Annotated in this window: 22 protein-coding genes; 2 read left to right on the plus strand and 20 right to left on the minus strand. The window is 73.3% G+C overall.

All coding sequences use genetic code 11. The features are described 5' to 3' along the window. Window positions 1-101: 101 nt before the first annotated feature. From AC6H2I_RS06580 to AC6H2I_RS06605, 6 genes are all read right to left on the minus strand, one after another. The gene (locus tag AC6H2I_RS06580) at window positions 102-572 is read right to left on the minus strand and encodes a RidA family protein (protein ID WP_497499788.1); all 471 of its coding nucleotides are present in this window, start codon (window positions 570-572) and stop codon (window positions 102-104) included. Window positions 573-575: 3 nt separating this feature from the next. Beyond that, on the minus strand, window positions 576-1,454 hold the full coding sequence (locus tag AC6H2I_RS06585) for a PhzF family phenazine biosynthesis protein (protein WP_497499789.1): 879 nt from the start codon (window positions 1,452-1,454) through the stop codon (window positions 576-578). Window positions 1,455-1,457: 3 nt separating this feature from the next. Further along, on the minus strand, window positions 1,458-2,510 hold the full coding sequence (locus AC6H2I_RS06590; RefSeq protein ID WP_497499790.1) for an ABC transporter substrate-binding protein: 1,053 nt from the start codon (window positions 2,508-2,510) through the stop codon (window positions 1,458-1,460). A gap of 55 nt (window positions 2,511-2,565) precedes the next feature. Continuing rightward, window positions 2,566-3,345 carry an ABC transporter permease gene (locus AC6H2I_RS06595; protein WP_497499954.1) on the minus strand — a complete coding sequence of 260 codons (780 nt, stop codon included), beginning with the start codon at window positions 3,343-3,345 and terminating at the stop codon, window positions 2,566-2,568. A gap of 17 nt (window positions 3,346-3,362) precedes the next feature. Next, entirely contained in the window at window positions 3,363-4,175 is an 813-nt protein-coding gene (locus AC6H2I_RS06600; protein WP_497499791.1) for an ABC transporter ATP-binding protein, read from the minus strand. Window positions 4,176-4,255: 80 nt separating this feature from the next. Further along, window positions 4,256-5,086 carry a helix-turn-helix domain-containing protein gene (locus tag AC6H2I_RS06605; RefSeq protein ID WP_497499792.1) on the minus strand — a complete coding sequence of 277 codons (831 nt, stop codon included), beginning with the start codon at window positions 5,084-5,086 and terminating at the stop codon, window positions 4,256-4,258. A 315-nt stretch (window positions 5,087-5,401) separates the two neighbouring features. On the opposite strand from AC6H2I_RS06605, the gene AC6H2I_RS06610 reads away from it, so the two are divergent. Next, window positions 5,402-5,845, plus strand: a complete 444-nt coding sequence (locus AC6H2I_RS06610) for a DUF29 domain-containing protein (RefSeq protein WP_497499793.1) — start codon at window positions 5,402-5,404, stop codon at window positions 5,843-5,845. 49 nt (window positions 5,846-5,894) lie between these two features. Here the strand turns inward: AC6H2I_RS06610 and bcsN are convergent, their stop codons facing one another. From bcsN to AC6H2I_RS06670, 12 genes are all read right to left on the minus strand, one after another. Further along, a complete protein-coding gene (bcsN, locus tag AC6H2I_RS06615; protein WP_497499794.1) occupies window positions 5,895-6,557 on the minus strand; it encodes a cellulose biosynthesis protein BcsN in 663 nt (220 codons plus the stop codon). A gap of 4 nt (window positions 6,558-6,561) precedes the next feature. Beyond that, a complete protein-coding gene (locus AC6H2I_RS06620) occupies window positions 6,562-8,322 on the minus strand; it encodes a tetratricopeptide repeat protein (RefSeq protein WP_497499795.1) in 1,761 nt (586 codons plus the stop codon). Next, window positions 8,319-9,401 (minus strand): family 8 glycosyl hydrolase, encoded by a 1,083-nt coding sequence (locus tag AC6H2I_RS06625; RefSeq protein WP_497499796.1) that lies wholly within the window; start codon window positions 9,399-9,401, stop codon window positions 8,319-8,321. The genes AC6H2I_RS06620 and AC6H2I_RS06625 overlap by 4 nt, the downstream gene beginning before the upstream one ends. A gap of 15 nt (window positions 9,402-9,416) precedes the next feature. After that, the gene (locus AC6H2I_RS06630; RefSeq protein WP_497499797.1) at window positions 9,417-11,897 is read right to left on the minus strand and encodes a cellulose biosynthesis cyclic di-GMP-binding regulatory protein BcsB; all 2,481 of its coding nucleotides are present in this window, start codon (window positions 11,895-11,897) and stop codon (window positions 9,417-9,419) included. Beyond that, window positions 11,894-14,089 carry a UDP-forming cellulose synthase catalytic subunit gene (gene bcsA, locus AC6H2I_RS06635; RefSeq protein ID WP_497499798.1) on the minus strand — a complete coding sequence of 732 codons (2,196 nt, stop codon included), beginning with the start codon at window positions 14,087-14,089 and terminating at the stop codon, window positions 11,894-11,896. Before bcsA ends, AC6H2I_RS06630 begins: the two co-directional genes overlap by 4 nt. 363 nt (window positions 14,090-14,452) lie before the next feature. Beyond that, window positions 14,453-15,886 (minus strand): class I adenylate-forming enzyme family protein, encoded by a 1,434-nt coding sequence (locus AC6H2I_RS06640; protein WP_497499799.1) that lies wholly within the window; start codon window positions 15,884-15,886, stop codon window positions 14,453-14,455. Beyond that, entirely contained in the window at window positions 15,883-16,437 is a 555-nt protein-coding gene (locus AC6H2I_RS06645) for a biotin transporter BioY (protein WP_497499800.1), read from the minus strand. Before AC6H2I_RS06645 ends, AC6H2I_RS06640 begins: the two co-directional genes overlap by 4 nt. Continuing rightward, the gene (locus AC6H2I_RS06650; protein WP_497499801.1) at window positions 16,434-17,069 is read right to left on the minus strand and encodes an energy-coupling factor transporter transmembrane component T family protein; all 636 of its coding nucleotides are present in this window, start codon (window positions 17,067-17,069) and stop codon (window positions 16,434-16,436) included. The genes AC6H2I_RS06645 and AC6H2I_RS06650 overlap by 4 nt, the downstream gene beginning before the upstream one ends. Then, complete coding sequence (locus AC6H2I_RS06655) at window positions 17,066-17,740, minus strand: energy-coupling factor ABC transporter ATP-binding protein (RefSeq protein WP_497499802.1); 675 nt, start codon at window positions 17,738-17,740, stop codon at window positions 17,066-17,068. The genes AC6H2I_RS06650 and AC6H2I_RS06655 overlap by 4 nt, the downstream gene beginning before the upstream one ends. Before the next feature lie 13 nt (window positions 17,741-17,753). Further along, a complete protein-coding gene (locus AC6H2I_RS06660; protein WP_497499803.1) occupies window positions 17,754-18,752 on the minus strand; it encodes a zinc-dependent alcohol dehydrogenase family protein in 999 nt (332 codons plus the stop codon). After that, a complete protein-coding gene (panD, locus tag AC6H2I_RS06665) occupies window positions 18,745-19,197 on the minus strand; it encodes an aspartate 1-decarboxylase (RefSeq protein WP_497499804.1) in 453 nt (150 codons plus the stop codon). The genes AC6H2I_RS06660 and panD overlap by 8 nt, the downstream gene beginning before the upstream one ends. 93 nt (window positions 19,198-19,290) lie before the next feature. Next, window positions 19,291-21,396 carry a sensor histidine kinase gene (locus AC6H2I_RS06670; protein WP_497499805.1) on the minus strand — a complete coding sequence of 702 codons (2,106 nt, stop codon included), beginning with the start codon at window positions 21,394-21,396 and terminating at the stop codon, window positions 19,291-19,293. Between the two features lie 469 nt (window positions 21,397-21,865). On the opposite strand from AC6H2I_RS06670, the gene AC6H2I_RS06675 reads away from it, so the two are divergent. Continuing rightward, complete coding sequence (locus AC6H2I_RS06675) at window positions 21,866-23,560, plus strand: EAL domain-containing protein (protein ID WP_497499806.1); 1,695 nt, start codon at window positions 21,866-21,868, stop codon at window positions 23,558-23,560. A gap of 33 nt (window positions 23,561-23,593) precedes the next feature. On the opposite strand, the gene AC6H2I_RS06680 is transcribed toward AC6H2I_RS06675, so the two are convergent. Further along, window positions 23,594-24,388, minus strand: coding sequence for a dienelactone hydrolase family protein (locus AC6H2I_RS06680; protein WP_497499807.1), 795 nt, complete (start codon window positions 24,386-24,388; stop codon window positions 23,594-23,596). Window positions 24,389-24,697: 309 nt separating this feature from the next. Continuing rightward, complete coding sequence (locus AC6H2I_RS06685; protein ID WP_497499808.1) at window positions 24,698-25,843, minus strand: ABC transporter substrate-binding protein; 1,146 nt, start codon at window positions 25,841-25,843, stop codon at window positions 24,698-24,700. Window positions 25,844-25,868: the final 25 nt, after the last annotated feature.

Raw genomic sequence — 25,868 nt, forward strand, 5'->3', positions numbered from 1 at the left:
CTGGGTCGGTCCATTGAGGTCGCCTGATTCGATCCGAAACTCCCTTTGCACGAACACGGCGATGGAAAGCGCAGGGAGCGGCGGGCCCCCCGCGTCTCCGTTCATTCCGCCACGGCCGCCAGCAGATCCACCTCGACAAGCGCCTGATCGGGAAGCGAACACACGCCCACCGCGGAGCGGGCGTGTCGCCCGCGGTCGCCGAAGGCCTCGACCAGCAGCGCGGAGGCCGCATCCAACACCGCGGAGTGCCGCGCAAAGCCGGCGGAAGTGGTGACATAGCCGGTCAGCCGGACGATCCGAACCACGCGGTCGAGGTCGCCAAGGGTGGCGTTCAGGGCCACCAGGGCACGCAGGATCGCCGTCCGCGCCGCCCGTTCCGCCGCTGGCAGATCCGCCTCACGGGCCGGGCCGACGATCATTCCGGCGTCCGTGCGCGACGTCTGCCCGCTGACGAAGGCGAAGCCGCCGTGGATCACCACCGGATCGTAGGCCCCCCGCGGCGCCGGGGCCGGCGGCAGGACCAGCCCGGCCGCCACCAGGCGGTGGGCGACACCCTGGAGAGGACGGGTCATGGTCTACCGCCCGCACGTGTCAGCGGGCGTGACATCACCACCCAGCAGGCAACCGATCGCCCGGCTGCCGGCGAAGCCGACGCGGACCCGGATCTCCGACAGGCGGCCCATGGCCCGTCCTTGGGTGACCCTGATTTGCCGATCGTCCGCACCCGTCAGGCCGTCCTCCAGCAGACCGAAGGCCAATGCGGCGGCGGCGATGCCCGTGGCCGCGTCCTCCGGATAGCCGGAGGCACGGGGGAACTGCCGCGCCTCGAAACGGCCGGCCGACGCGTCGAGCGGGGCGAAGGGATAGAGGCCGGTCGAGCCGACCGCCCGGCACGCCGCCTCCACCGCCGCCGGGTCGACCCGAAGTGTGTTCAGGCGGTCCGGATCGCGCAAGGGGACAAGGGTCTTGACCCGCGACGTCACCGCGTTGCGCAGCGGCAGGTCGAGCAGGTCGGCCGCGTCGACGCGCAGCGCGTCCAGAACGACCGCGCGCGCCTCGCGGCCCAGCGCCATGGTGCGGCCGGCCGGCTGGGTGATCTCCACCGCGGTCCGGCCGTCCACGCCGGTACCGGATACGAAGCCGGTGACCGGGCCGCTGCGCGTCTCGATGCGCACCACCGGGCCGGGCAGCCGGCCCTCGGCGGCGACCTGCCACAGGGCGCCGATGGTGGCGTGGCCGCACATCTCCATCTCGTGGTTCGGCACCCAGAAGCGCAGGGCCAGGTCGAACTCGCCGCCCAAGGGGGGCAGCACGAAGCCGGATTCATGGCCGTGCCGACGCGCCACCTCCTGCATCGCCTCCGGCGCCATCCCGCCGGCGTCGGTGACGACGGGGCAGGGGTTTCCCCCCTCCCCATTCACGGTGAACACGTTCACCACTGTGACCGTCGTCATCCCTCACCCCTTCATCGACTGAGCGACGGCGTCGACCACCGCGTTGGTGAAGCTGGCCTCCAGCGGCACCGCCACGTCGCGGCCGTCGGCCTCGCGCAGGAAGGCGAAGTTCTTGAGCATGCCCCCGGCTTCGATCCGCGGGGTTGCGGGGAAGGAGGGAAGGGTTTGCGTGAAGGCCAGACTGAACTCGTCCTCGGGCGTCTTTTCGAAGAAGGTGCGCACCGCCTTGGCCGCCGTGGCCGGGTCCTTGCGCAGCAGCGCCAGCCCGCGCCACAGGGCACGCACCACCCTGCGCGCGGACTCCGCGTCGCCGTCGATCCAGTCCTGCCGGGCGATCAGGGTGTAGAACAGGAAGTCGGCGAAGGGCGGGTATTCGCCGCGGGCGAAGTCGAACAGGTCGACGCCGCCCATCCGCGCCACTCCGGCGGTGGAGGTGGGCGCCGACAGGGCGTAGCCGTCGATGCGCTTCTGCTGGAAGGCGGCCAGCATGTTGGCGCCGCCGCCGATCGGCGTGATGGTGAGATCGCGGTCCGGCTCCAGCCCGCCGGAACGGGCGATGTGGCGGACCATCAGATCGGTGAGGCTGCCGGGACCGGCCACCGCGATGGTCAGCCCCTTGAGCGCCGCTGCCTTGGTCTCGGCGTCGGAGGTCGGGGACAGCCCGGCCCGGGCCGCCGCCTCGCCCGACATCACGAGGTTGGAGCCGAACTGGCTCTGCACGGCGGCGAAGGTGGTCACCGCCTGCCCTTTCTCCTGGGCACGGAGCTGGATGCCGGGGTTGCCGACATAGATGTGGGACTGGCCGCCGAGCACCGCCGCCATGGCCTCGCCGCCGCCCTTGTGGAAGGTGATGAACTCGGCGTCCACCCCCTCCTCGGCAAAATAGCCGAGATGGCGGGCGACGTAGAGGGGCAGGTAGATGAAGCCCTCCGATGGCTGGCCGATGACGACGCGGCGGCCGGCGGCGCGGACGATGGCGGGGGCACCCGCGGCGAGGCCGACGGCGGCGGCGGAGCCCAGGCCCAGGGCAAGGGTGTGGCGGCGTGACAGGCGCATGGCGAGTCTCCGAAGCGAATGCGGTGAGTGGGAAGCGGGGTGTGGACGCGGACGGTCAGACCGTCGCCTCGCGGGTCTGCTCGCCGGCCTTCCACGGCATCAGCCGCGTCTCGGCCCACTTGACCGCGAGGTTGAGGAGCATGGCGAGCGTGACGATGCCGGCGAGTGCCGCGAAGACTCCGGCGGTGTCGAACTTGGCGGCGGCGTCCGACACCAGAAAGCCGAGGCCGCGGTTGGAGGCGATGATCTCGCCGACGATGGCGCCGATCAGCGCGTAGGGCACCGACAGGCGAAGCCCGGCGAACACCCAGGTGATGGCCGAGGGCAGGACGATCTTGGTGAGGAGCTGGCGCTCGTTCGCCCCCATCATGCGGATGACCAAAAGTTGCTCGCGGCTGACATTGCGCACCCCGGTGTAGGTGTTCAGGAAGACCAGGAAGAACACGGTGACGGCCGCCAGGATGATCTTCATCTCGATGCCGATGCCGAACCACAGCAGGAACAGCGGCGCCATCGCCACTTTGGGCAGGCTGTAGAACGCGGTCAGGAAGGGGTCGAACACATCGGCCAGGAAGCGCGAGCGGCCGAACGCCAGGCCGACCGCCACGCCGGCGCTGCCGCCGGCGAGGAAGCCCAGCAGCGCCTCCGCCGTGGTGATGCCGGCGTGGAAGAGGAAGTCGCCGGAGCGCACCAGACCCCAGATGCTGGCGGCGATGGCCGAGGGCGTCGACAGGTAGAAATCGATCCCGCCGGCCGGTGAGCCGAACTCCCACGCCAGGAGGAACAGCGCCAGAAAGGCGGTGCGGGCGAGGAGAAGGGAGGAGCGGTAGGTCATCACGGTGCCGGCCCTCCTCACTGCATCCGCGCCGGAACGGGCAGGTCCGCGGCGAGGTCCGGGGTCAGCATGGCCCACAGCTCGTTGGTAAAGGCGTGGTGGCGCGGATCGAAGCGCAGGCGCATCAGATCGCGCTCGCGGGGCAGCGGGTTGTCCACCACCGCGGCGATGCGGCCGGGCCGGCCGTGGAAGACGACGCAGACGTCGGCCAGGGCCGCCGCCTCCTCGATGTCGTGGGTGACGAACAGCACGGTCTTGCCCAGCCCGCGGCAGACCTTCAGCAGTTCGGCCTGCAGGGTGAGGCGAAGCTGGGCGTCCAGCGCCCCGAACGGCTCGTCGAGCAGCAGGGTCTCGCGGTCTGCGGCGAGCAGACGGGCGAGGGCGGCGCGCTTGCGCATTCCGCCGGAAAGCTGACGGGGGTAGGAGGTGGCGAATTCGGCAAGGCCGACGAGGTCGAGCAACTCGCCGACGCGACGGTCGCGCGCCACGCGGGGCGCGCCGGCAATCTCCAGCGGCAGGGCGACATTGGCGGCGACCGTACGCCAGGGAAACAGGTGGTCGGCCTGGGTCATGTAGGCGACACGGGGGTTCAGCCCGTCCACCCCCTTTCCGCCATAGAGCACACGGCCCTGGCTGGGCGCGATCAGCCCGGCGGCGAGGTTCAGGAGCGTCGACTTGCCGCAGCCCGATGGCCCCAGAAGGATCACGATGTCGCCCCGCTTGATCTTGAGCGTGACATCGGCGATGGCGGTGTAGCGGCTGCCGTCAAGGGCGAAGGACTTGGTGACCGTGTTGAAGATCACGAGGTCGTCCGGCTCCACCTCGATCATGGGCGTTCTCCTGGGTTGATCGTTCGGCGATCGAACCAGTCTAGGAGAACGTGGGGTCGGCCGGCGCGGCCGGCCGGGCCTCAGGGCTTGACCGAACGGGCCACCGCGCTGCGCAGGTCGGTGGGGGAGAGCCCGTGGTCGCGCCGCAGGGCGCGGGCGAGCGCCGAGCCGCTGTCAAAGCCGACCCGAAAGGCGACCTCGCCGACCGGCAAGTCGGTCTCCGCCAACAGGCGCTGTGCCGCCTCCAGCCGTCGCGCCTGGTGGTAGTCGCCGATGGACACGCCGGCGTGATGGCGAAACAGACGGGTGGCGTGGCGACGGGACACGCCGAACCGTGCCGCCAGCGCGTCGAGGGGGAGGTCAGCGGCGGCGTTGCGGGAAACGTAGCCTTTGATCTCCTCCACCAGGGCGCGGCCGTGGCCTTGCGCCGAGGGCATCGGCATCACCGCATTGCGCTCGGCCTGGGCGAGGCATCGGATCAGCAGCGCGGATGCGAGATGACGGTGAACCAACGCCGTTCCGAAGCCGCTTGCGCCGCGCCGTTCGACGAGGCGCAGCAGCTCGCGGATGTCCGGCGACACCCGGAACACGGCCGTGCGTCCCGTGGCCGCGCGGACGCGCGCGAGCGACCCCGACTCGGCCTCAAAGCCGGTGAGCGCGTGGTCGGTGACGTAGAGGGCGACGTGGGCGTGCCCTTCGGTGACAGCGTGGGTCTCGTGGGCACGGTTGGCGGGGACAACGGCGAAGCGGTCGTCCGTCAACCAGCCCCCCTCCGGTCGCTCCTCATGGCGCAGATCCAGCGCGCCATTCGACGGAAGGATCAGCATCATGCAGTCGTGCCAGTGCCACGGCATCGCGTACGTGCCGCCGCCGCTGCGCAGGGCTGCTTGGTCGGCCGCGGCGGCGATCACGGCTTCGGTGGGAGCGGCTTGGCGGAGCGCGGCGAGAGAGCGGAGCATGGATCGAGTATGGGGCCGGGACCGCGCAGCGCCAATCCCCGGCCTGCGGGCCTCGACGCGCCGGTTGGTGGCCCGCGCGACAGAGGGCCTCTCCCTCCATCTGTGCAATATTTTCCATAATTCTGCTTATGTGACCATCGGTCCGCCGAGGTGGATTCTATTCTGCAGTGCGATTCATATGGTAATTCGATCGGCGGGTCTTCAGGTGGCCATCGCCCAACAAGCCCTGAGGGCCCGGCTTCACCGGGAGGCACGGAGGAGGCGAGCATGAGCACGGACCTCTACGAGACGGATTTCTACGCCTGGGCGAACGAGCAGGCGGCGCTGCTGCGCGCCGGCAAGGTGTCGGCCGCCGACATCGCCCACATCGCCGAGGAGATCGAGAGCATGGGGCGCAGCGAAAAGCGCGAGCTCGTCAACCGCTTGGCCGTGCTGTCGCTGCACCTGCTGAAGTGGCAGCACCAGCCGGCCCTGCGCGGCAATTCCTGGCGGTTGAGCATCGAGGAGCAGCGCTACCGGCTGGCCGACCATCTCGCCGACAACCCCAGCCTCGCGGCCAAGCTGGACGAGGCGATCGCCAACGCCTATCGCCTTGCCCTTGTCGAGGCCGAGCGCGAGACAGGCTTGGCCCGCACAACCTTCCCGCCGGCTTGTCCCTGGCGGGTCGAGCAGATGATGGACGACGCGTTCTGGCCCGGAGAGGACGCCTGAGCGACGGACCGGACCGCCGTCCCCTCGTCGGCCACCCGCCGCGCCGCGCTCACCCCCCGAAGGCCGGCAGCTCCAGGATGCCCGGGTCGACGGTCAGGCGCAGACCCTCGAAGGGCGCCAGCAGCGGGGCCGGCTCGTGGCCGGGGCCGCACATCCGCCATTCCAGGCGGATCGACGCCATGGTTTCCGGCAGCACGCGCTCCGTGTCGGTGATGAGCTGCCAGGCCAGCACGCAGACCACCGCGCCGTCGGTGGCGTAGGCGTAGTCGAAGACGCCGTAGCGGTTGACGGCGCCGACGTCGGCCACCGCCGGGGTCAGGCCGGGAAACTCCCGCTCCATGGTCTCGGTCAGGCGCTCCAAGGTGTAGAGCGGCACCGGATAGGGCTTGGCCGGCCGGTCGAGCGCCGACAGGATGCCGCTGGCCAGCCACTCCACGTCCATGTCCAGGCGGTTCTCGCCGGGCAGCACCGTCGGGTTGGCCAGCACCGCGTGGTAGGAGCGGAAGATCTCGCCGATCGCCCGGGTCTGGGCACCCAGCAGCGGCGGGCTGCCCGGCGGCATCAGCACCGGCATGGCGTCCGCCGGGACACTGCGCCACAGCTCCGGCACGCGGCCGCTCTCGTCGCGCCGGAAGCCGGGGGCGCAGGCGGCGGGCAGCAGCGCCAGCGCCAGGATCAGGCCGGCCGCGCCGCGCCGGGTCGGACGTGTCATGGTCTCATCCCCCGTACTGCGACAGCCGCACCACGTCGATCGCGTTGCGGGTGTCGGGCGTGCTGAGGCGCCGGTCCAGCTCCTCGAAGATGTCCAGCGCCTCGGCGGTCCGCCGGGTGTTGTAGAGCGACCACCCCCGCATCAGGGTCAGGCCGCGGGTCTCCGGCACCAGCTCGCGCCGGGCGTCGAGCAGGCGCAGCGTGTCGCGGTAGCGCTTCTCGTCGTAGGCGCGCAGCGCCAGCTCGCCGTAGGCGTCGGCCCGGATGTTGCGCTGCTGCACGGCGCTCAACCCGGAGTCGGGCAGGTCGCGCAGCACCGCGGCGGTGTCGTCGCGCTTCAGGCGGGCGATCATCGAGCCGTAGCGCGCCTCGTCGGCCAGACGCTCCGCGTCCCGGGCGCGGGCCTCCTGGGCGCCGGCGGTGGCGGCCATGGTCTCGGCCTCGCGGAACGCCAGCTCGGCCTCGGTGGTGCGCTTCAGCTCCATCAGGCACCAGCCGCTCTGCTGGACCAGGGCTGCGGTGGCCCGCCCGGCGCGCCGTTCCCCGGTGGTGAGCGCCAGGCAGCGGCTCCAGTCGCGGGCGGCGACCGCCTGGCGGATGCCGGCCCAGGCCTGCGCCGCCGGGTCGGGCCGCCCCCCTCCCCCGCCGCCGCCCCCGCCGCCGCGGCGCAGGCTCTCGGCGGCGCGGGCGACCCGGGGGGAGTCGGACAGCCAGGGCTTGGCCATGGCCAGCGCCTCGTCGCGCCGGCCCAGCCCGGCCAGCGCCAGCACCAGCCCCTCCGCGGCGCGGTCGCTCGGCTCCCACTCCGCGGCGCGGGCGAACCAGGCGCGCGCGGCCTCGTGCTGGCGCCGGTTCTGGTGGTACCAGCCCAGCGCCAGCGCCGCGTCGGCGGAGCGCCGCTCGCGCACGAAGGCCTCGGCGCGGGCGAGATCCTCGGGCGGCACGGCCGCCTTGGGGTCCGACAGGCGCTCCAGGATGCGCCCGGCGCCCAGCTCCGCCAGACCCTCGCGCACCGCGCCGAAGTCCTGCCCCGCGGCCCCCTCCGCCGGGGTCGCACCGAGCTCGGCCAGAGCCCGGAGCTGGTCCTGGTCCAGGTAGGGGGCCGCCTTGAACAGGGTGGCGCGGCGGTCGGCGGCGTCCGGGCATTCCACCATCACCCGGCGGTAGAGGTCGTAGGCCTGCGCTGTGCGCCCCAGCTCGGCCTGGGCCTGGGCGGTCCGCCACATGGTGTCGAGACGGTTGCAGGCGAGGATCTGCGGGTCGCGCTGGGCCGCGTCCACCACCTCCTGCCAGTTCCCGGCGTCGCTGGCGGCGCGGGCACGGGCGGCACCCTCGGCGCGCTCCAGCTCGGTGGCCAGACCCTCCGACGGCACCCAGTCCGGGGCGGTGCGCCGCTGCTCGGCGATGGCGGCCCGGGCCTCGGCCAGCGCGCCGGCGGACAGCAGCTGCCAGATCGGCGTCTCGTCCACCCCCGACGGCGCCGCCTGGGGGGCGAACAGGTCGCCGGGCGGCTGCCAGGTCGGATCGATCGCCTTGAGGCGGGCGATCTCCGCCTCCAGGCGGGCGACGTCGCCGATGCGGGCGTAATAGCGCAGCGCCGTCACGTCGATCCCGCCGGCGCCGGGGCCGCCGCCCTCCGGGCCCTGCAGGTCGACCTCGACGCCGGGCGCCAGGGCGTGCGGCGACCGCTCCGGCGTCTGCGCCGCTCCCGGCCGGGCGGCGAGGGCGAGCAGGACGGCCAGGGTGACGAGGGCGCTGCGCGTCATGGTGACAGCCCTATGCTGTGCTCGGCCATCCGGGTGAGCAGGCCGAGGACGGTCGAATAGTAGGTGTCGCCCTCCGCCCCCGGCGGCACGGCGACGGCGTTGCCGGTGTTGGCGATCCGCGTCGCCAGGCGGTAGACGGCGAGCATGCCGCGCGACGCCGCGACCTGGCCGGTGGTGCCGCCGGGCAGCGACACCGTGGCCGGGATGGGCCCGCCGTCGTGGCGGGCGGCGAAGGCGGCGTAGGGGCGGAAATAGTAGGGGTCCTCGTATCCGGCCCAGGCCAGGTACAACGGCACCCGGATGGCGTCGTAGCCGAACTGCCGGGCGAAGCCGTCGGGCAGCGACACCGCGCCGGCGGGGTCGACCTGCGCCCAGTCCGGCGGCAGTTGCCACTGGCCGAACCGGGCCTTGGCCAGCAGCACCAGCCCGGAGTGGATCAGGTCGTTCCACGGCCCCTGGCCGTCGACCGCGGCGAAGGCGCGGAAGGCGGGCAGCACGAGGTAGCTGGGGTTGACCACCACGGCGGCGTCGCGGCGGAACCCCTCGCGTCCCGGCAGCAGCAGGGTCATGCCGGCGTGCCGCACCACCACCCGGTCGCGCAGGGCGGCCAGGGCGGCGTCGACCGGCGGGCGCAGCGCCGGGTCGGCCCAGGCCTCCGCCCCCCGCAGCAGCGCCCAGGCGATCAGCGCATCCCCGTCGGAGGCGTTGTTGGGGTCGGGAACCCCCCTGCCCTCCTCCCATTTCCAGGCCAGCAGCCCGTCGTCGCGGACCGCCAGGGTGCGCCGCGTCCATTCCCACAGGCGGTCGAAGACGGCGCGGTCGCCGGCGGCGACCGCCAGCAGCATCCCGTACCCCTGCCCCTCGGAATGGCTGATGGCCCGGTTGCCGATGTCGACGACCCGCCCCTCGGCGGTCACGAAACGGTCCACGAAGCCGCGCCACTCCGCCGCCGGCAGGGCGCCGGCCGCCGCCAGGGCCCGGGCCGGGGCCGGGGCGGCGCCGGTCCCCGCCGCCAGCGCGGCGGCGGCGGCGATGACCGCGCGGCGGGAGGGGGTCGCGGGGCTGGATCGCGTCGTCATCGGCACCACCACGCTCTAGCGCCGCCGCCCGCGCCGCAGCAGCGCGTGCATGGCGACGGCCAGCACCAGCACCGTGCCGAGCAGGAGCCCGAACAGGACGTCGATCCGGTGCGACAGCAGGCTGGCCAGGATGAGGAAGAGATTGCGGGGATCGTACCAGTCGTCGATGACCGCGTAGGTCGTCGTCGGGAACACCGCCCGGACGGGGCCACCGACACTCTGCCAAAGGGCGGTGCTGCCGTCCAGCTGCGCCCAGGGCGTGGCCGTCACCATCCGCGCCGTCGCGCGTTCCACCGTGGTGCCGTCGAGGCCGGTCAGCACCGTCCAGGTGCGCCGCCCCCCGTCGGTGGCGACGATCTGAAGCAGGGCGGCGTCGGGCAGCGTGCCGTCGAGGCGGGGCACGGTCGGCCGCTCGCCCCGGGCGCGGTCGCCGCCGGCCACGTCGAAGCCGCTGACCGCGTCGAGCACGGCCAGCAGGCTGTGCCGCCACGAATCCGGCGCGGCGGCCTCGTCGCCGCCCTGGCCGCGCGTCCAGCGCGACGCCGGGTCGCCGCCGTCCAGCCGGCCGCCGTCCACCCCGCCGCCGCCCACCCCGCCGCCACCGGCCGCCGCCGCCCGCCGGCCGGCGTCCAGCGGGCCGCCGCCGGCCCCGCCGGAGCCGAGCTGGGCCAAGCGTTCGGCGATGCGCCGCCGCTCCTCGTCGGGAAAGCTGTCGCCGGCGGCCGCCACCTGGGACAGCCGGGTGCCCGCCTCCAGCACGCCGGACAGCCAGCCCGGCGTCACGTTGTCGTTGCGCAGCGCCGCCTGGGGAAGCTGACCGACCGGGCCGACCACCAGGGCGTTGCGGTCCACCGGGAGCGTCCACCCGACGTGCGGGACCGGCCACAGCAGGGTGTCCGCGCCCTGGCCGAGCCGGCCCAGCAGGGTGAGCGCGGCGCCGTACCAGCCCTCGTCGCTGCCCACCACCACCAGGTCGAAGGGGACGCCCGCCCCCGCGCGCGACGGCGGCACCAGCGGCACCGCGGTGCGCGCCGTCAGCCCGAGATCGGGCAGCGACACCAGGCGGGCGAAGGCCGGGATCTCCAGCTCGGTCGAGGCGTAGAGGGTGAAGCTGGGCCGGCGCACCACGTAGGCGCAGTCCAGCTCCTGGCCCGGCGCCAGCTCGGCCACGAACTCCACCCGGTTGGGGCCGGGGCGGAACGCCGACATCAGCACGCGGATCTCGGCGTGGCGCAGGTCGCCGCTCGACCGGTCCGCCAGATCGAGCGACCCGGCGACGTGGTCGTTGACGACGACGTTCAGCACCGCCCCCCGGCCGACCTCGGTGTCGAACGAGGCGTCGACGCGCAAGGCCGCGGTGCTGTCGGCGATCGGCTTGAAGTCGGTGGGCAGGCGCAGGTCGACGCCGGCGCGGAACCGGTAGCCGCCGTGGGCCAGGGTCTCGAACCCGAGATCGGCCAGCCGCAGCCGGCCGGCGCGCAGTGGCGGGTCGGCCGCCGCCAGGGCCGAGGCCGGCTCCAGGGCGGATGCCGGGTCGAGCACCGTCGCCGCCTGCGGCGGCAGCGGCCGCCGCAGGTCCCAGAGCCGCAGCACGGCGCGGTCCACCTCCTGCGGTGTGCGGCCGCCGACCACCAACAGGAATCCGCCGGCCGCGCCGGGCTGCGGATAGACACCCAGGAACGGTCCGGTCATCTGCTGCACCGCCTCCGGCGGGGCGATCCCGGCGAGGTCGCCACGGGTGCCGATGACCACGGCCTTGGCGCCCGGCACCACCCCGCTGTCCCGGGTGGCGGCCAGCGACCGCGTCTCCACCCGCGGCGCCACCGTGCCGAGCGCCCGGGCGTAGGCCTGCGCGGCCAGCGCCGACCACCCGAGCTGGTCGGCGCGCATGGCCGCCTCGGGCCGGACCAGGGTCAGCGGCTGGTCGGCGCGGTCGCTGGCGGCGAGCAGGTCGGGCAGCATCGCCAGGGTCGGCGTCGGCGCCGGCCCGGCGCTGACCAGGCGCAGCCCGGAGCGCGCGAGGTGCAGGCGCGACCACAGGTCGAACGTCCCGCGGACGTTGCAGAACACCCGGTGGCGGGCGTCCTGGCGGATCGTGATGCGGTTCGCGCCGGCGCGCAGCCGCTCCACCGGCAGCGTGATCGCCGCGGTCACCGGGCCGCGGTAGGCGGTCATCGGCAGCTCCGCCAGCGCCTCGCCGTTGAGGGTGATGGAGAGACGGCTGTGCTCGGGCAGCACATCGATGCCGTTCTCGTAGACCAGGGTCAGCACCACCTGGGTCAGGGACGCCATCGGCGGCAGCACGGCGGTGAAGGTCGCCTCGTCCAGCTCGCCGGACAGCTCGGCCTGGGCCGCGCCGCCGCGCAGGTTCGACAGGGGGACGAAGCGCTGCTCCGCCGCGGCCGCGCCGGCGCCGGCGATCAGCAGCGCCGCCCCCAGACCGAGCACCGCCCCCGCCAGGGCGAGGGCGCGGGTGATCGCCGCCAGCCGGATCATGCCCGCTCCACGCCCCGGCGTCCGGCCAGGCGGCGCAGCCCCAGCCCGGCCAGGACGGTCATCGCCACGGCGGCGCGGGGCAGGATGCGCAGGAAGAAGTAGCCGAACCCGAGCAGCAGGCTGGGCCGGTTGGTGCGCTTGCGCCCGATCCAGGCCTCCCAGCCCGCGCTGTTGCCGAACACCAGCCGCGACACGGTGAGCATCTCGTCGCGGTCCTTGGGCGCGAAGCCGGCGCCGAGGTGGACGTCGCCCGGCTTGGTCTGGCTGCGGGTGAGACGCACGGTGACGCGCAGCGGGTCGCCGTCCAGCGGGTCCTGCACCGCGACGACGCCCTCCGCCGCCTCGGCCAGGCGGCTGCGCCACTGCGCCTCGGCGCGCAGCCCGAGGCCGCCGGCCGACACGTCGAGCACCGTCACCGGGACCTCGCCGCCGTCGCCCAGCGTCAGCACGCCGGGCAGGTTCATGGCGATGCGCTCCTGCCGGCGCACGCGCTTGCGCTCGTAGACCACGGCGACGCCGCTGGCGGCGAGTACGAAGCTCAAGGCGTTCCACACGATGATGGGCACCAGGGCGTTGCCCTGCTCGGGAATGGCGACGTAGCGCCAGACGCACAGGACCAGTCCGGCCAGCAGGAGCAGCGCCATCACGACGAAGGGCGCCGCGAGCTCGGAAAAGCGGTTCTCCGCCACCGACTCATCCTTGGCGGTGACCGCGAAGGAGGGCTTGCGCGGATTGAGCATGGCCGCGATCGCCGCCCGCCCGACGTGCAGTGACATCACGTACTCGTAGAGCTCCGAGAACAGCGGCCACCGCGTCCGCCCGTGCAGCAGGTGGGCCAGGAACAGGGCGGAGAAGATGTGGGGCAGCACCAGGCAGACGAAGTCGTAAAGGTTGATCCGGAAGATCTCCAGGCCGAAGAAGGCGTAGCACAGCGGCGCCAGCATGAACACCGGCCGCCAGAACCAGAAGAACCAGAAGATCATGGTGCTGGTGTAGCAGATGCGCTGGGGAATGGTCAGGCCACGCTTGAACAGCGGGTTGCGCAGCAGGAAGAGCTGAATCATCCCCTGGGCCCAGCGCGAGCGCTGGACGATGAAGCTGGCGAAGGTGACGGGCTGCAGGCCGGCGACCATGGGGCGGGGAAGATAGACGCTCTTCCAGCCCCGGGCGTGCAGCTCGAGCGCGGTTTCGCAGTCCTCGGTGATGGTGCCGGTGGCGATGCCTCCCACCTCCTCCAGGGCGCTGCGCCGCAGCAGCGCCGCCGACCCGCAGAAGAACGAGGCGTTCCAGCGGTCCAGCCCCGGCTGGATCGAATAATAGAACATCTCGTTCTCGCCCGGCATGCGGTCGAAGGTGTGCAGGTTGTACTCGACGGGATCCGGATTGACGAAAAAATGAGGGGTCTGGACCAGAAACAGGTCGGCGTCCTCCTGCAGGAAGCCGACGGTGGAGCGCAGGAAGTCGACGGTGGGGACGTGGTCGGCGTCGAGGATCAGGACGTACTCGCCGGTGGTCCGCTGCAGGGCGAAATTGATGTTGCCGGCCTTGGCGTGGACGTTGCGTTCGCGGGCGATGTAGTCCACCCCCATGCGGGCGCACATGGCGCGCAGGACGCGGCGCCGGTCGCGCGCGGCGTCGGCCGCGGCGGCATCGGCCTGCGCGATCTTCTCATCGGTGCCGCCGTCGTCGAGCAGGAAGACCCGGAACCGGTCGCGCGGGTAGTCGATGGCCAGCGCCGCCGCCAGGGTGGTCTCCAGCAGCTCCGGCTCCTCGCTGTAGCTGGGGATCAGCACGTCGACGGTCGGCCAGGCCGCCGGGTCCCCCACCGGCGCCTTGGGCTGGCGCTGGATCGGGTCCAGGATGACGAACAGCGACAGGAAGAACATGGCGAAGGTCATCAGCTCCGCCGCCAGCAGGATGGCGCCGGCGATGAAGTCCGGCGTCTCCTCCACCGGGGGCAGCGTCCCGCTGAGACGCCACATGAAGTAGCGCAGGGTGATGAACGCCAGCAGCAGCACCGTCACCGTCCGGGCGTGCCACGAGGTCTCGGCGAAGCGGCCCAGCACGAAGGCGACGGCGACGATCACCACCGAGATGGCGGCGTTGGCGTCACGGCCGACCGGCACCGCGGCCAGCACGAGCAGAATGGCGGCGCACAGGAGACACGCCGACCACAGCCCGAACGCGGTCAATCGACCCGTCGCGGCGGGACCGTCCGTCGGCCGACGAGGCGCCGCTGAATCTTTGGGAAGCATGAAAGGCAAGCAGACCGAGTGACGGGGCGCTGGGGCAGCAGTGTAAGCCACTCGCCCACCCCGTCAACGAAAGAAATGAAACAAATTGTTTCCGCCGTCACTCGCCCGTCGCGCGGGATCTTCAAGCCGCAGTTGCAACGCATGCAAATAGATGGCATGGCGAATGGCCGGAAGTTGCACCAACGACTGGAACGCCCGATCGTTTTTTTGTAACCCACACGATGTAAGCTTGCAACCCGCGATCCCGCCACGCTCCCGGCGGCATGGCCGGCCGCCGCGGGTCCCGCGCCACCGGGCCGGTCAGTCCAGCGCCGCCAGCCGGACGTCGCCGGCCAGCGCCCGGCGCCGCACCTCGGCGCGGGCGATCTTGCCGCTGCCGGTCAACGGCGTGTCGCCGGCGGTGAACAGGCGGCGCGGGCACTTGTACGCCTCGAGGCGCTGGCGGCACCACGCGCGGACCACCCCGGCGTCGCGGGCCGCCCCGTCCCGCCACCACAGCGCCGCGGCCACGGCGTCGCCCCAATAGGGATCGGGAAGGCCGAACACCACCGCCTCGGCCACGCCCGGTGCCGCGCGCAGCACCGCCTCGACCTCCGCCGGGTAGACGTTGAGGCCGCCGGAGATCATCATGTCGCCGGCGCGCCCGGCCAGGCGCAGCCAGCCCGCGGCGTCGAGCGACCCGAGGTCGCCGACCGTCGCCCATCCCCCGCCGTCGCGCCGGAAGCCGCTGCCGTCGCCGCCTCGGTCGCCGAGATAGCCGTCGCTCAGCATGGCGCTGCGCACCCACACGGTGCCGACCTCGCCCGCGGCGGCGGGCGTCCCGTCGTCGCGGCGCACCGCCAGCTCCACGCCGCGGAAGGCCCGGCCGACGCTGTCGGCCGGCCCCCCCTCCGGCGACGCCAGCACGCTGACGAAGCTCAGTTCGGAGGCGCCGTAATACGCGAACACCGCGGCCGCCGGAAACGCGGCGGCGAGGCGCTCGTGCAGCGCCGGCGGCAGCGTCGCGCCGGAGGCGACGACCCGGCGCAGGGCCGGCAGGCGAAGACCGCGTCCCTCGACGGCGTCGAGCAGGGCCACCAGCATGGTCGGCACCGCCACCAGCGTGGTGAGGCCGTGGACGTCCAGCCGCTCGACGGCCGCCGCCGCGTCGAAGCGCTCCATCACGTGGACGCAGGCGCCGGCGGCCAGCCCCTCCACCAGGGCGTAGAGGCCGAGGCCGTGGACCAGCGGCCCGGGAATCAGCACGGCGTCGTCGGCGCCGATCGCGAACTCGGCCCGGCTGGCCTCCAGGCTGGCGGTCCACGACCCCTGGCTGCGGATGAACGCCTTGGGCCGCCCGGTGGTGCCGGAGGTGAAGCCGATCAGGAAGGGCGTCCCGGGACCGGCGTCGACCGGATCGACGGCGGCGCCGCCCCGCCAGCGCCCCGCCGCGCCGGCGTCCACCACCCGCTGCGGGCGCACCGTCTCCAGCGCCGCGGCGCGCTGGACCGCGCTCCATTTGGGGTCGAGCAGGGCCACCGCGCCGCCGCCGAGCACGGTGCCGAGGAACGCCTCGGGAAAGGCCGGATGGTTGCCGAGGTCGAGCGCCACCCGGTCGCCCCGGCCAACCCCGGCGGCGAACCGGCACGCGGCCTCGAACAGCGCGCCGTAGGCGACGGCGGTTTCGCCGAAGCGGAGGGCCGGCCGCCCGGGGCGGCGCCGGGCGTGGTCCGCGAACGGGGCCAGCAGGCTCACCGCCGCGCCGCCTCCAGCGGCCGCACCCGCCGCAAGGTGGCGGCCACCGCCGCCGCCGCGCCGGCCTTGATGAGGTCGCCCGGCACGAAGGCCAGCGTGCCCATGGCCGCCTTGTCCCATGGCACCCCGGCGACCAGCGCCAGCCAGGGGATGCCGCCGGCGTAGAGGACGGCGATGCCGCCCACGGCGCAGCACGCGAAGAGCGGCAGCGGCCGCGCACCGACACCCAACCGCCCGGCCAGCCAGCCCACGGTGAAGGCGCCGGCCGGCCACGCCAGCAGGAAGCCCGCGGTGGGGCCGAAGACGGCGCCGACGCCGCCCCGCCCGCCGGCCAGCAGCGGCAGGCCGGCCGCCAGCAGGATCAGGAACAGGACCATGGCGATGGCGCCGCGCCGCGGCCCGATCACCGCCCCGGCCAGCATCACCCCAAGGGTCTGGGCGGTGATCGGCACGGGCAGGAAGCCCAGCGGGATCGGCGGCACCAGGCCGAGCGCCGCCACCACGGCGGCGAAGAGAGCGCACAGCACCATGTCGCGCGTGTCGAGTGTCACGACCCGTCCTCCTTCCTCTTGCCGGCGGCGGGGTCGTAGCCGCGCGCCTCCAGCGCCTCGGTCAGCGCATCGGCCAACCCCATCACCTTGACCACCAGCGGCACGAACAGCGCCAGCGGGTTGCGCTCGACGCCGCGCGCCCGCTGCGCCATGCGGATGTCGCGGACCTGCTCCACCAGCAGTGGCACCAGGCGGACCACCAGGGCCAGCATCAGCGCCAGCTTCTCCGGATTGACGCCGAACGGACGCAGCACCGCGAACACCCGTTCCAGCAACGCCACCATGTCGCTGACCCGCGTGGTCAGGGTCACCACCGTGGCCAGCAGCACCAGCACCAGGAAGCGCCCCGCCGCGGCCAGCCCCTCCAGCCAGCCGAGCCCGGCCAGCACCGCCTGCGCGGCGAAGAACACGATCATGACCGCGAACACCGGCCGCAGCTGGGCCAGCACCGCCGCCACGGGCAGCCGCGCGGCGATCAGCAGGGCCAGCCCCAGCGGCGCCCCGACGGCCAGCGCCCACAGCCCGGGCAGCGCCAGCAGCCCCGCCGCGACCGCCAGCAGCCCGCCCAGCTTGGCCCCCGCCGGCAGGGCGTGCACCGGCGAGTCCCGGTGCAGGTAGAGGCCGGGGGTCACGCCAGCCGCTCCACATAGGCGTTCACCGCCGGCCCCGGCGCGTCGTCCACCGCGATCCGGCCGTCGGCCAGCACCACGACGCGGTCGAAGCCGGCCAGCAGGTCGAGGTCGTGGGTGACCACGATGGCGGTCTGGGCCAGACCGGCGATGGCCTCGGCGACGCGGCGCCGGTTGCGCAGGTCGAGCAGCGTGGTCGGCTCGTCGAACACCACATAGGCCGGTTCCATGGCCAAAACGGCGGCGATGGCCAGCAGCTGCTTCTCGCCACCGCTGAGCGTGTGGGCGGCCTGGTGGCGGTGCGCCGCCAGCCCGTAGCGGGCCAGCGCCGCGTCGAGGCGGCGCGCGATCTCGGCGCGCTCCAGCCGCATCGCCTTCAACCCGAAGGCGAGGTCCTCCTCGACCGTGGGGTAGACGATCTGCACGTCGGGATTCTGGAAGACGAAGCCGACGCGGCGGCGCACCGCCCGCCCCTCGCCCCTGGTGTCCAGCCCGTCCACCAGCACGCGGCCGCGGTCGGGCACCACCAGCCCGTTGAGCAGCCGGGCCAGGGTGCTCTTGCCCGAGCCGTTGGCGCCGACCACGCCGATCCGCCGCTCCGCCAGGGCGAGCGTCACGCCGCGCAGCACCGGGCGCTCGTCGAAGCCATGGTGGACGTCCTGCAGCTCGATCATCGCCGGTTCCCGTTCACCCCGCCAGCACCACCTTGCCGACCCGGCCGGGCGCCGCCGCCGCGGCGAGCGCGGCGGCCACGTCGGCCAGACCGAAGCGGCCGGCCACCGGCAGGTCGAGGCGGCCGTCCAGCACCCGGTCGATCACCGCGGCGAAGGCGGCGTGCCACGCCGCCGGTGTGCAGCCATCGACCCACGGCTTCAGCCAGAACCACCGCACCGCGACGCCGCGCGCCCGCGCCGCCGGCAGGTCGCGCGCCAGCAGCGCTCCCGACAGCAGGCCGTAGGCCAGGATGGTGGCCCCCGGCTCGAGCAGCGCGACCAGGGCCGCCCCCGCGTCGCCCCCCACGGCGTCGAGGGCCGCCTGCGCCCCGCCGCCGCCGGTCAGCCGGGCCACCGCCGCCGCCGGGTCCTCGCGCGTCGTGTCGACCACCGCGGTGGCGCCACGCTCCCGCAGCGCGGCGGCGTGGGCGCCGCCGCGGCACAGCGCCACCATGCGCAGGCCCAGCTCGGCGCAGGTGCCGGCCGCCAGACGGCCGCAGGCCGAGCCGGCGGCGTTCACCACGACCACCGCGCCAGGGGCCAGGCGCAGGTCCTCGGTCAGCATCCGCCGCACCGACAGCGGGTTGACGTAGAGTTGGGCGGCGACGGGGTCGGGCATGGCATCGGGAACCGGCACCGCCCACGCGGCGGGCACCCGCGCCAGGTCCTGCCACGTGCCGTCGCCACGCAGCGCCAGCACCCGCCGCCCGACCCAGGCGGCGTCCACGCCCGGGCCGACCCCCTCCACCACGCCCACCCCCTCGAACCCGGGAACGAAGGGCAGCGCGGTGGTCGCGGCGTAGGCGCCGCGCACGGTGAGCAGGTCCGACGGATTGACGGCCCGGGCGGTCACCCGCACCAGCAGGTCGCCGGGCCGGCAGACCGGCGCCGGGCCATGCTCCAGCCGCAGCGCCCGGGCCGGCTCGCCGAAGCGCCGGCACACCAGGGCGCGGGCGCCGGCTGGATCAGCCATCCGCCGGGCCGGCGCCGGCCTGGGGCGCCGGGAGCGGCAGCGGCACGATGGCGAAGTCGTGGCCCCCGCCGTCGCGGGCGGTGACGTCGTAGCAGAACCGCCCGGCGATCCGGTTGTCCGCGTCGAAGGTGACGAACCGGGGCTTGAGGGTGGCGATCTCGGTGGGCTGGCCGTACCAGGACGCGGCGACGATCACGGTGTCGCCGGGCTGGCAGGTGCGCGCCGCCGCCCCGTTCAGCACGCAGCAGCCGGAGCCGCGCTCGCCGAAGATCACATAGGTGCTGATGCGCGCCCCCGAGGCCTTGTTCCAGATCTCGACGAACTCCAGCGGCAGGATTCCCACCGCCTCGCAGTGGTCGGGGTCGAGCGTGATCGAGCCCTGGTAGTCCAGGTGGGCGTCGGTCACGCGGATGCCGTGAAGCTTGGCCCGGACAACCTTGATCATGCGCACATCCTCTTGCGAAAGCCGCCGGGCCGCGCGACGCACGGCGGGCCGCGGCGGGGATCCGGGGGTATACGCCAGATTCGCGCGCGAAGCTCAATCGCTTTCTGTGGTCAAGGCCGGGTCGGCGGGAAGGGCACGGCCCACCCGGTCGGCGGGAAAGCGGCAAATCGCCCGCGTCCCCTCCCCCACCCGGCTGTCCAGGGTCAACGTGCCGCCATGGGCCTCCATGAAGCGCAGCGCCAGCGGCAGGCCGAGCCCGGTGCCGTCGTGGTTGCGCTGCAGCGCGCTGGTGACCTGGCCGAAGGGCTGCAGCACCAGCGCCAGGTCCTCGCCGGCGATGCCGATGCCGGTGTCGGCCACCTCGAGAACCATCGCGCCGTCGGGAGCGATCGCCGCGGACAGGGTGACCCGCCCGCCGCCGGGGGTGAACTTGACGGCGTTGGTCAGCAGGTTGAGCAGCACCTGCAGCACCCGGCGGGCGTCGGCGCGCAGCACCGGCAGGTCATCCGGCACGGCCAGCGCGACGGTGACACCGGCCTGCGCCGCCCGGTGCTCGACGAGACGGACCGCCTCCTCGGCGACCTCGGCCGGCACGAACGGGCTGTCCTGCAACTGCAGCTCGTCGGCCTCGACCTTGGCGAGGTCGAGGATGTCGTCGATCAGCGCGCAGAGATGGCGCCCCGAGCGGCCGATGTCGTCGAGGTAGGGCGCGCACTCGCGGATCGTCTTGTCGCCGAAGGCGCCCAGGCGCATGGCGTCGGCGAAACCGATGATGGCGTTGAGCGGCGTGCGCAGCTCGTGGCTCATGTGGGCGAGGAACAGCGACTTGGCGCGGTTGGCCGCCTCCGCCCCCTCCTTGGCGCGGCGCAGCGCCTCCAGCGCCTCCTCCAGGGCCCGCGTGCGCTCCTCCACCTTGCGCTCCAGGCTGCGGTTGAGCTCCTGGATGCCGTCCTCGGCCTCCTTGCGCCGGGTGATGTCGCGCGCCGCGATCAGCACGGCGGGGCCGCCGGCGAAATGGAAGGGGGCCGCCGCCACCTCGACCACCGCGCGCCGGCCGGCCAGGGTCAGCACCCGCTCCTCCTCGGTGGTGGTGAGGGCCGACAGGGCATCCAGCGGACGGCGCGCGACATGGCGCCAGTCGGGGTGGACGAGGTCGAGGATGCGGCGGCCCAGCAGGTCCTCCGGCCGGGCGGCGTCGGCCAGGCGCAGCGCCTCGCCGTTGACGAAGACGATGCGGCCGCCCTGGTGGATGAAGATGGCGACCGGCGCCGTGTCGACCAGCGTGCGGTAGCGCTGCTCGCTGCCGCGCGCCTGTTCCTGGGCGCGGCGCAGCCAGTTGGCGTGGTGGGCGAGGCCGAACAGCGTGCCGCACAGCAGGGCGAGGATGGCCCCGCCCAGCAGCCGGGGCATGGTGGGGTCGCGCACCACCGCCGCCCAGCCGCCGTGCGGGCGGGCGGCGATCTGCCAGGTGCCGCCGGGGAACACCACCTCGGTGGTGACGGATTGGTCGGTGAAGAGGGCGCCGCGGCCGAAGAAGACCGCGCCGTCGGCACCGCGCCCGTCGCGCCCGCGGATCGCCAGGTCGAGCGGGACCGCGCCGTCCTCCAGCCCCGCCACCGCGACGCCCTCGCCATCGCCCTCGATGCCGGCGCGGGCCAGCAGCCGCTCCACGTCGACCACCACCGAGATCGTCGCGATCAGGCGGCCCGGACGGTCGCCGTCGTCGTCAGCGAACACCGGCAGGCGGCCGAGGATCGCCTCCCCCCCCTGGACCACCGGGGTGGGCCCCGACACGACGGCCTCGCGCGCGGCGACCGCCCGCTGCACCGAGGCCATCTGGTCGGGCAGGCCGCGCAGGTCGGTCCCGGCGACCGAGTTGTCGGGGTAGGCGCGGGTGATGACCATGTCCTGAACCACGCCCAGGTTGCGGACGTAGTCCTGGGACCCGATGAGCTGCCGCGCCAGCTGATCGAACACGGCCGGCACCAGCCCGCCCTGCATCCGCAGCGGGGCGGCGATGCCGCGCGAGGTCAGCAGGGAGGCCGACAGCAACCCTTCCAGGCGCGAGCGCGCGACACCCAGCTGGTGCATCACCTGGTTGCGCGCGACCTGCTCCCGGCTTTCGCGGTCGAGCCGGTCGAGGGTGAGCATGGCCGCCGCCGCCGCCAGGGACAGCAGGAGGGCGGCTGCGTGGGTCACGGCACTGCGCGCCAATCCGTTTCTCCTGGGCACCGGCGCCCCGTCGGGCCGCCCGCCACGATGATCGTCCGCCGGAACCGACGGTCGCTATCCCATCAATCCGGCGGCATTGTGGCACCGTCCGCAAAGACGCGGGCGCCGACACCGCGCCGCCCGCCGACGGCGTGACGGCCCCGAACCCCTGCAACACTTTATTGCCATACACGCGCAGGAATACTATATTTCCCAATGTCGGGTTGCACAGACCGAAGATCAAACCACTTGCCGTAACGATCCGCTACAGCCGGCTTTGTCGTGAATTTTATACTTTCTTTTACGGATTTCCAGCCATCAGTACGGCCCTTGAGCGACGGGCGCAACGGATGGGCGGGCAACGGGGCGGCCCGCCGTCGCGACGGTCGTGTGCCTGGGCCGCTCGGCAGCGGCCGGCGGTGCCCTCCCCTCCCCCCGGTATGGAGTTGACGAGACGATGTCCGCCGCTCAGCCGCCCGCCTCGCCGCTTGCGGACCCAGCGCGAACCGCAGCGTCGCTGCTGCGCGACCGCTTCATCGGCTTCGCCTTCGCCGGCGGGCATCTGCTGATCCAGACCGACGGGGACGGCGCCATCGGCTACGCCACCGGCGCCCGCTGCGGCCTGGTGACCGGACGGGTCGACGACCTGGTGGGCCGCAACCTGATGGAGTTCTGCCCGCCCGACGAGCAACCCTACCTGAAGCGCCTGCTGCGGCGCCTGGCCGAGCAGGGCAAGCTCGATCCCTGCCGGGTGCATCTGCGCACCGCCTCCGGGCAGGCGATCGCCGCGCAGATCGGCGGCTGCCGGCTGCCGCTCTACCCCGACACGAACTTCCTGTCGGTGGTCGTCGGCGCCAGCGTCGCCCACCGCCTGCGCGACGGGCGGCTTCCCACCCTGGCCCCGTTCCTCGACGGGCTGGAGGCGCGGATCGGCGCGAGCGCCGCGCTGGACCGCCCGCAGAGCCTGTCGCTGATGCTCCTCGACGGCCTCGACGCGGCGGCGCAGGGCGGCCGGTCGGACGACCACCGGGACCTCGTGCTGGCGCTCGAAGCCTATCTGCTGTCCATCTCCACCGACGGCGACGGGGCGGCGCGCCTGGCCGAGGACCGCTACGCCGTGCTCCACGACGAGGGGCTGTCCGCCCAGGAGATCCGTCGCGACATCGACCGCATCCTGGAGGAGCGCGGCGCCGATTCGCTGCGCGAGGCGCTGATGCTCCAGCAGGTCGCCCTGACCCGGGAATCGGCGATGCCGACGGCCGATGCGGCGCGGGCGGTGGCCTACACCCTGCAGGCGTTCGCCCGCGCCGGCGGCGAATCGGGCGTGGGCGGGGCCGGCGGCGCGATGGCGGCGCTGCTGAAGGACTCGGTGGCGCGGGTCGGCGCCTGCCGCCGCGTGCTCGACGCGCGCGATTTCCGCATGGTCTACCAGCCCATCGTCTCGATGGCCGGGCGGCGCCTGCACCACATGGAGGCGCTGATCCGGCTGGGCGACGGGGCGTCCCCGGCCGGTTTCATCGAGTTCGCCGAGAGCGTCGGGCTGATCGGCGAGGTCGACCTGCTGGTGTTCGGGACGGTGCTCGACGCGTTGCGCCACGGCGAGGCCGGGTCGGCCCTGCCCGACGTCGCCGTCAACGCCTCGGCCGCCACGCTGGCCGACCCGGCCCTGCTGGAGCGGCTCGAACGCCTGCTGGTCGAGGGCGGGGCGCTGCGCCGCAAGCTCCTGGTCGAGGTCACCGAAACCGCCGTGGTGAAGGACATCGCGGCGCTGGGCCGGGCCATCGACCGCCTGCGCTCCCTGGGGGTGCGGGTCTGCCTGGACGACGTCGGCGCCGGCACCACCTCGTTCATGTCGTTGAGCGCGCTGAAGGTGGACTTCGTGAAACTGGACGGCCCGCTGGTGCGCGGGGCGGTGCGGGGCGGCCGGGAGCGGGCGATCCTGCAGTCGATCATCGAGATCGCCGGCCATCTCCAGGCCGAGATCATCGCCGAACAGATCGAAACCGAGGAGCAGGCCGCGTTCGTGCGCGCCCAGGGGGTGCGCTTCGCCCAGGGCTACCTGTTCGGCCATCCCGGCGCCGACCTCGCGGCCCGCACGGCGCCGCCCCGGGCCACCGGGCTGCGCCGCGGCGAGTCGGTGAGCTGGCAGTAGGCCTGCCCGCCCCGCCCGCCGCGGCGCCCGGCGTCAGCGCAGCACCTGGTCGAAGAAGCCGGTGGCCTCGTCCCAGGACTGGCGGTCGGCCACCGGGTCGTAGGCGACGGCGCCGGCGTCGGGGGTGCCCCACACCGTGAAGGCGTGCTTGGCGCCGCCGTAGAGCTCCATGCGGTAGTCCACGCCGGCGCCGTTCAGGGCGGCGGCGAGCTCGGCCACCTCGCTCATCGGCGCGGCCGGGTCGTTGGTGCCGTGCAGCACCAGGATCGGCCCCTTGACCGTGTCGTAGCCCTGGTCGGCCGGCGTCTTCAGCCCGCCATGGAACGTCACGAAGCCGGCGAGTTCGGCGCCCGAGCGGGCCCATTCCAGGGCCGCCGCACCGCCGAAGCAATAGCCCATGGCGGCGACCTTGCCGCCGTCGACGCCGGCCTGGGCGCGCGCCGTCTCCAGGCCGGCCTGCAGGCGCTGGCGCATGGCGGCGCGGTCGGCGTAGAGGGCGCCGGACTGCGCCTTCTTGTCGTCGGTCGTGCTCGGCCGGACGCCCTGGCCGTAGAGGTCGACGGCGAAGGCGGCGTAGCCCCGCTCGGCCAGCATCTCCGCGCGGCGCTGTTCGTAGGCGTCGAGGCCGTCCCAGTCGTGGATCACGATGACCAGCGGCTGGTTGCCGGGATCCCCGGCGTTGCGCGCGAAGAACCCCTCGTAGGGCTTGCCGTCGACCTCGTAGACGACGGTCCCGGTGACGATCTGCGCCGCGGCCGGCGCCGGCACCATCCCCGCCCCGACCGCCACCCCAACCGCCGTGACGGCGGCGAGCACCCAATGTCTCACGGAAACCTCCCCTCTCCTTGTGGTCCGCGCCACAAAGGTGGTACCGCCGGCCGCGCTGTCGAGGGGATAGGCCGCTTGGCCGGGGGGGTGTGCGGGGACGGCCTGACGCGCGCCCGTCGACGCGTGTGCATCGCCAGCCTCCCGACTTTATCTGGGGCCGAATTTATTCTTGAATAAATAAGTTGGGCAGGACCCAGGTGGCCCGCCCCAAAAGAAAACCCGGCCGCCCCCGCAGTTGCGGAACCGGCCGGGCTCCTCATCTCACTCCACCCCTCTCCCCAATGGGGAGAGGGGGCGCGCCCTCCTGCCTCAGGGCATCGACACCTCGCCGTCCTTGAGGTGGACGACGTAAACGTTCGGCACGTTCTGCCCGCTCTCCTTGCCCTCCGGGCCCTCCTTAAGGAAGGCGATGTCGCCGTTGACGCCCTTGACCTCGGTGGTCCACAGGGCGTCGCGGATCGCCTCCGGCTCGGCCTTGCCGGCCTTCTTGATGGCCTCGACGACGGTGAGCACGGCGTCGTAGCCGCGGAAGCCCTCGGTCAGGCCGGCGAACTCGTAGCCGCGCTCCTTCCAGGCCTCGACGAAGCCCTTGGCGATCTCCGGGTTGGCCGCCTTCTCCGGGAACCAGGGCGGGAAGAACAGCAGGTGGTAGCTGCCGTTGCCGGGCGCCCCCTTCTGCATCAGCTCACCGGGGAAGGAGCCGCCGGTCGACAGGATGCGGGTGTCGAGGCCCTGCTCGGCCGCCTGCTTCACCGCGAGCGTGATCTGCTCGACGCCCGAGGTGACGATGACCGTGTCGCCGCCGGACTGCTTGATGTTGGTGAGCTGGGCCGACAGGTCGGTGGCCTCCGGCGCCATGGTCTCGACCACGCCGATGGTGATGCCCTTGGCCTTCAGCTCCTCCTGGAACGCCTTGGCGGCGCCCAGGCCGAAGTCGTTGTTGACCGACAGGAAATCGACCTTCTTGATGGGCGGGTCGAAGTGGTCGAGGACCTTGGTGAAGGCCTTGGCCTCCATCGCCGAGGTCGGGGCGATGCGGAAGATCCAGGGATTGCCCGCCGTCGTGATCTTGCCCGACGACGAGGTCTCCACCACCATCGGCACCCCGTACTCCATCAGCTTGGGCATGACGGCGAGGGTGAAGGTCGAGCTCCAGGCGCCGATCAGCACCGGCACCTTGTCGCGCAGGATCAGCTTCTCGGCGGTGGTGACCGCCTCCTTGGGGTTGCTCTTGTTGTCCTCGATGACGAGCTCGATCGTCTTGCCGAGAACACCGCCGTTGGCGTTGACCACGGCCTCGGCGATGCGGGCGCCGTCGGTGACGTAGTTGCCGGACGCGGCGACCGCGCCGGTCAGCGGCTCCGTCACGCCGATCTTGATGGTGTCCTGGGCCAACGCCGAACCGGCGTGCAGCGCGGCGAGGACGGCGGTCGTCGCTAGGGTGATTCTGGTCATGCGGTGTCTCTCCTTAGCCCCCTGT

This window comes from Azospirillum sp. NS33, from assembly GCF_059703765.1.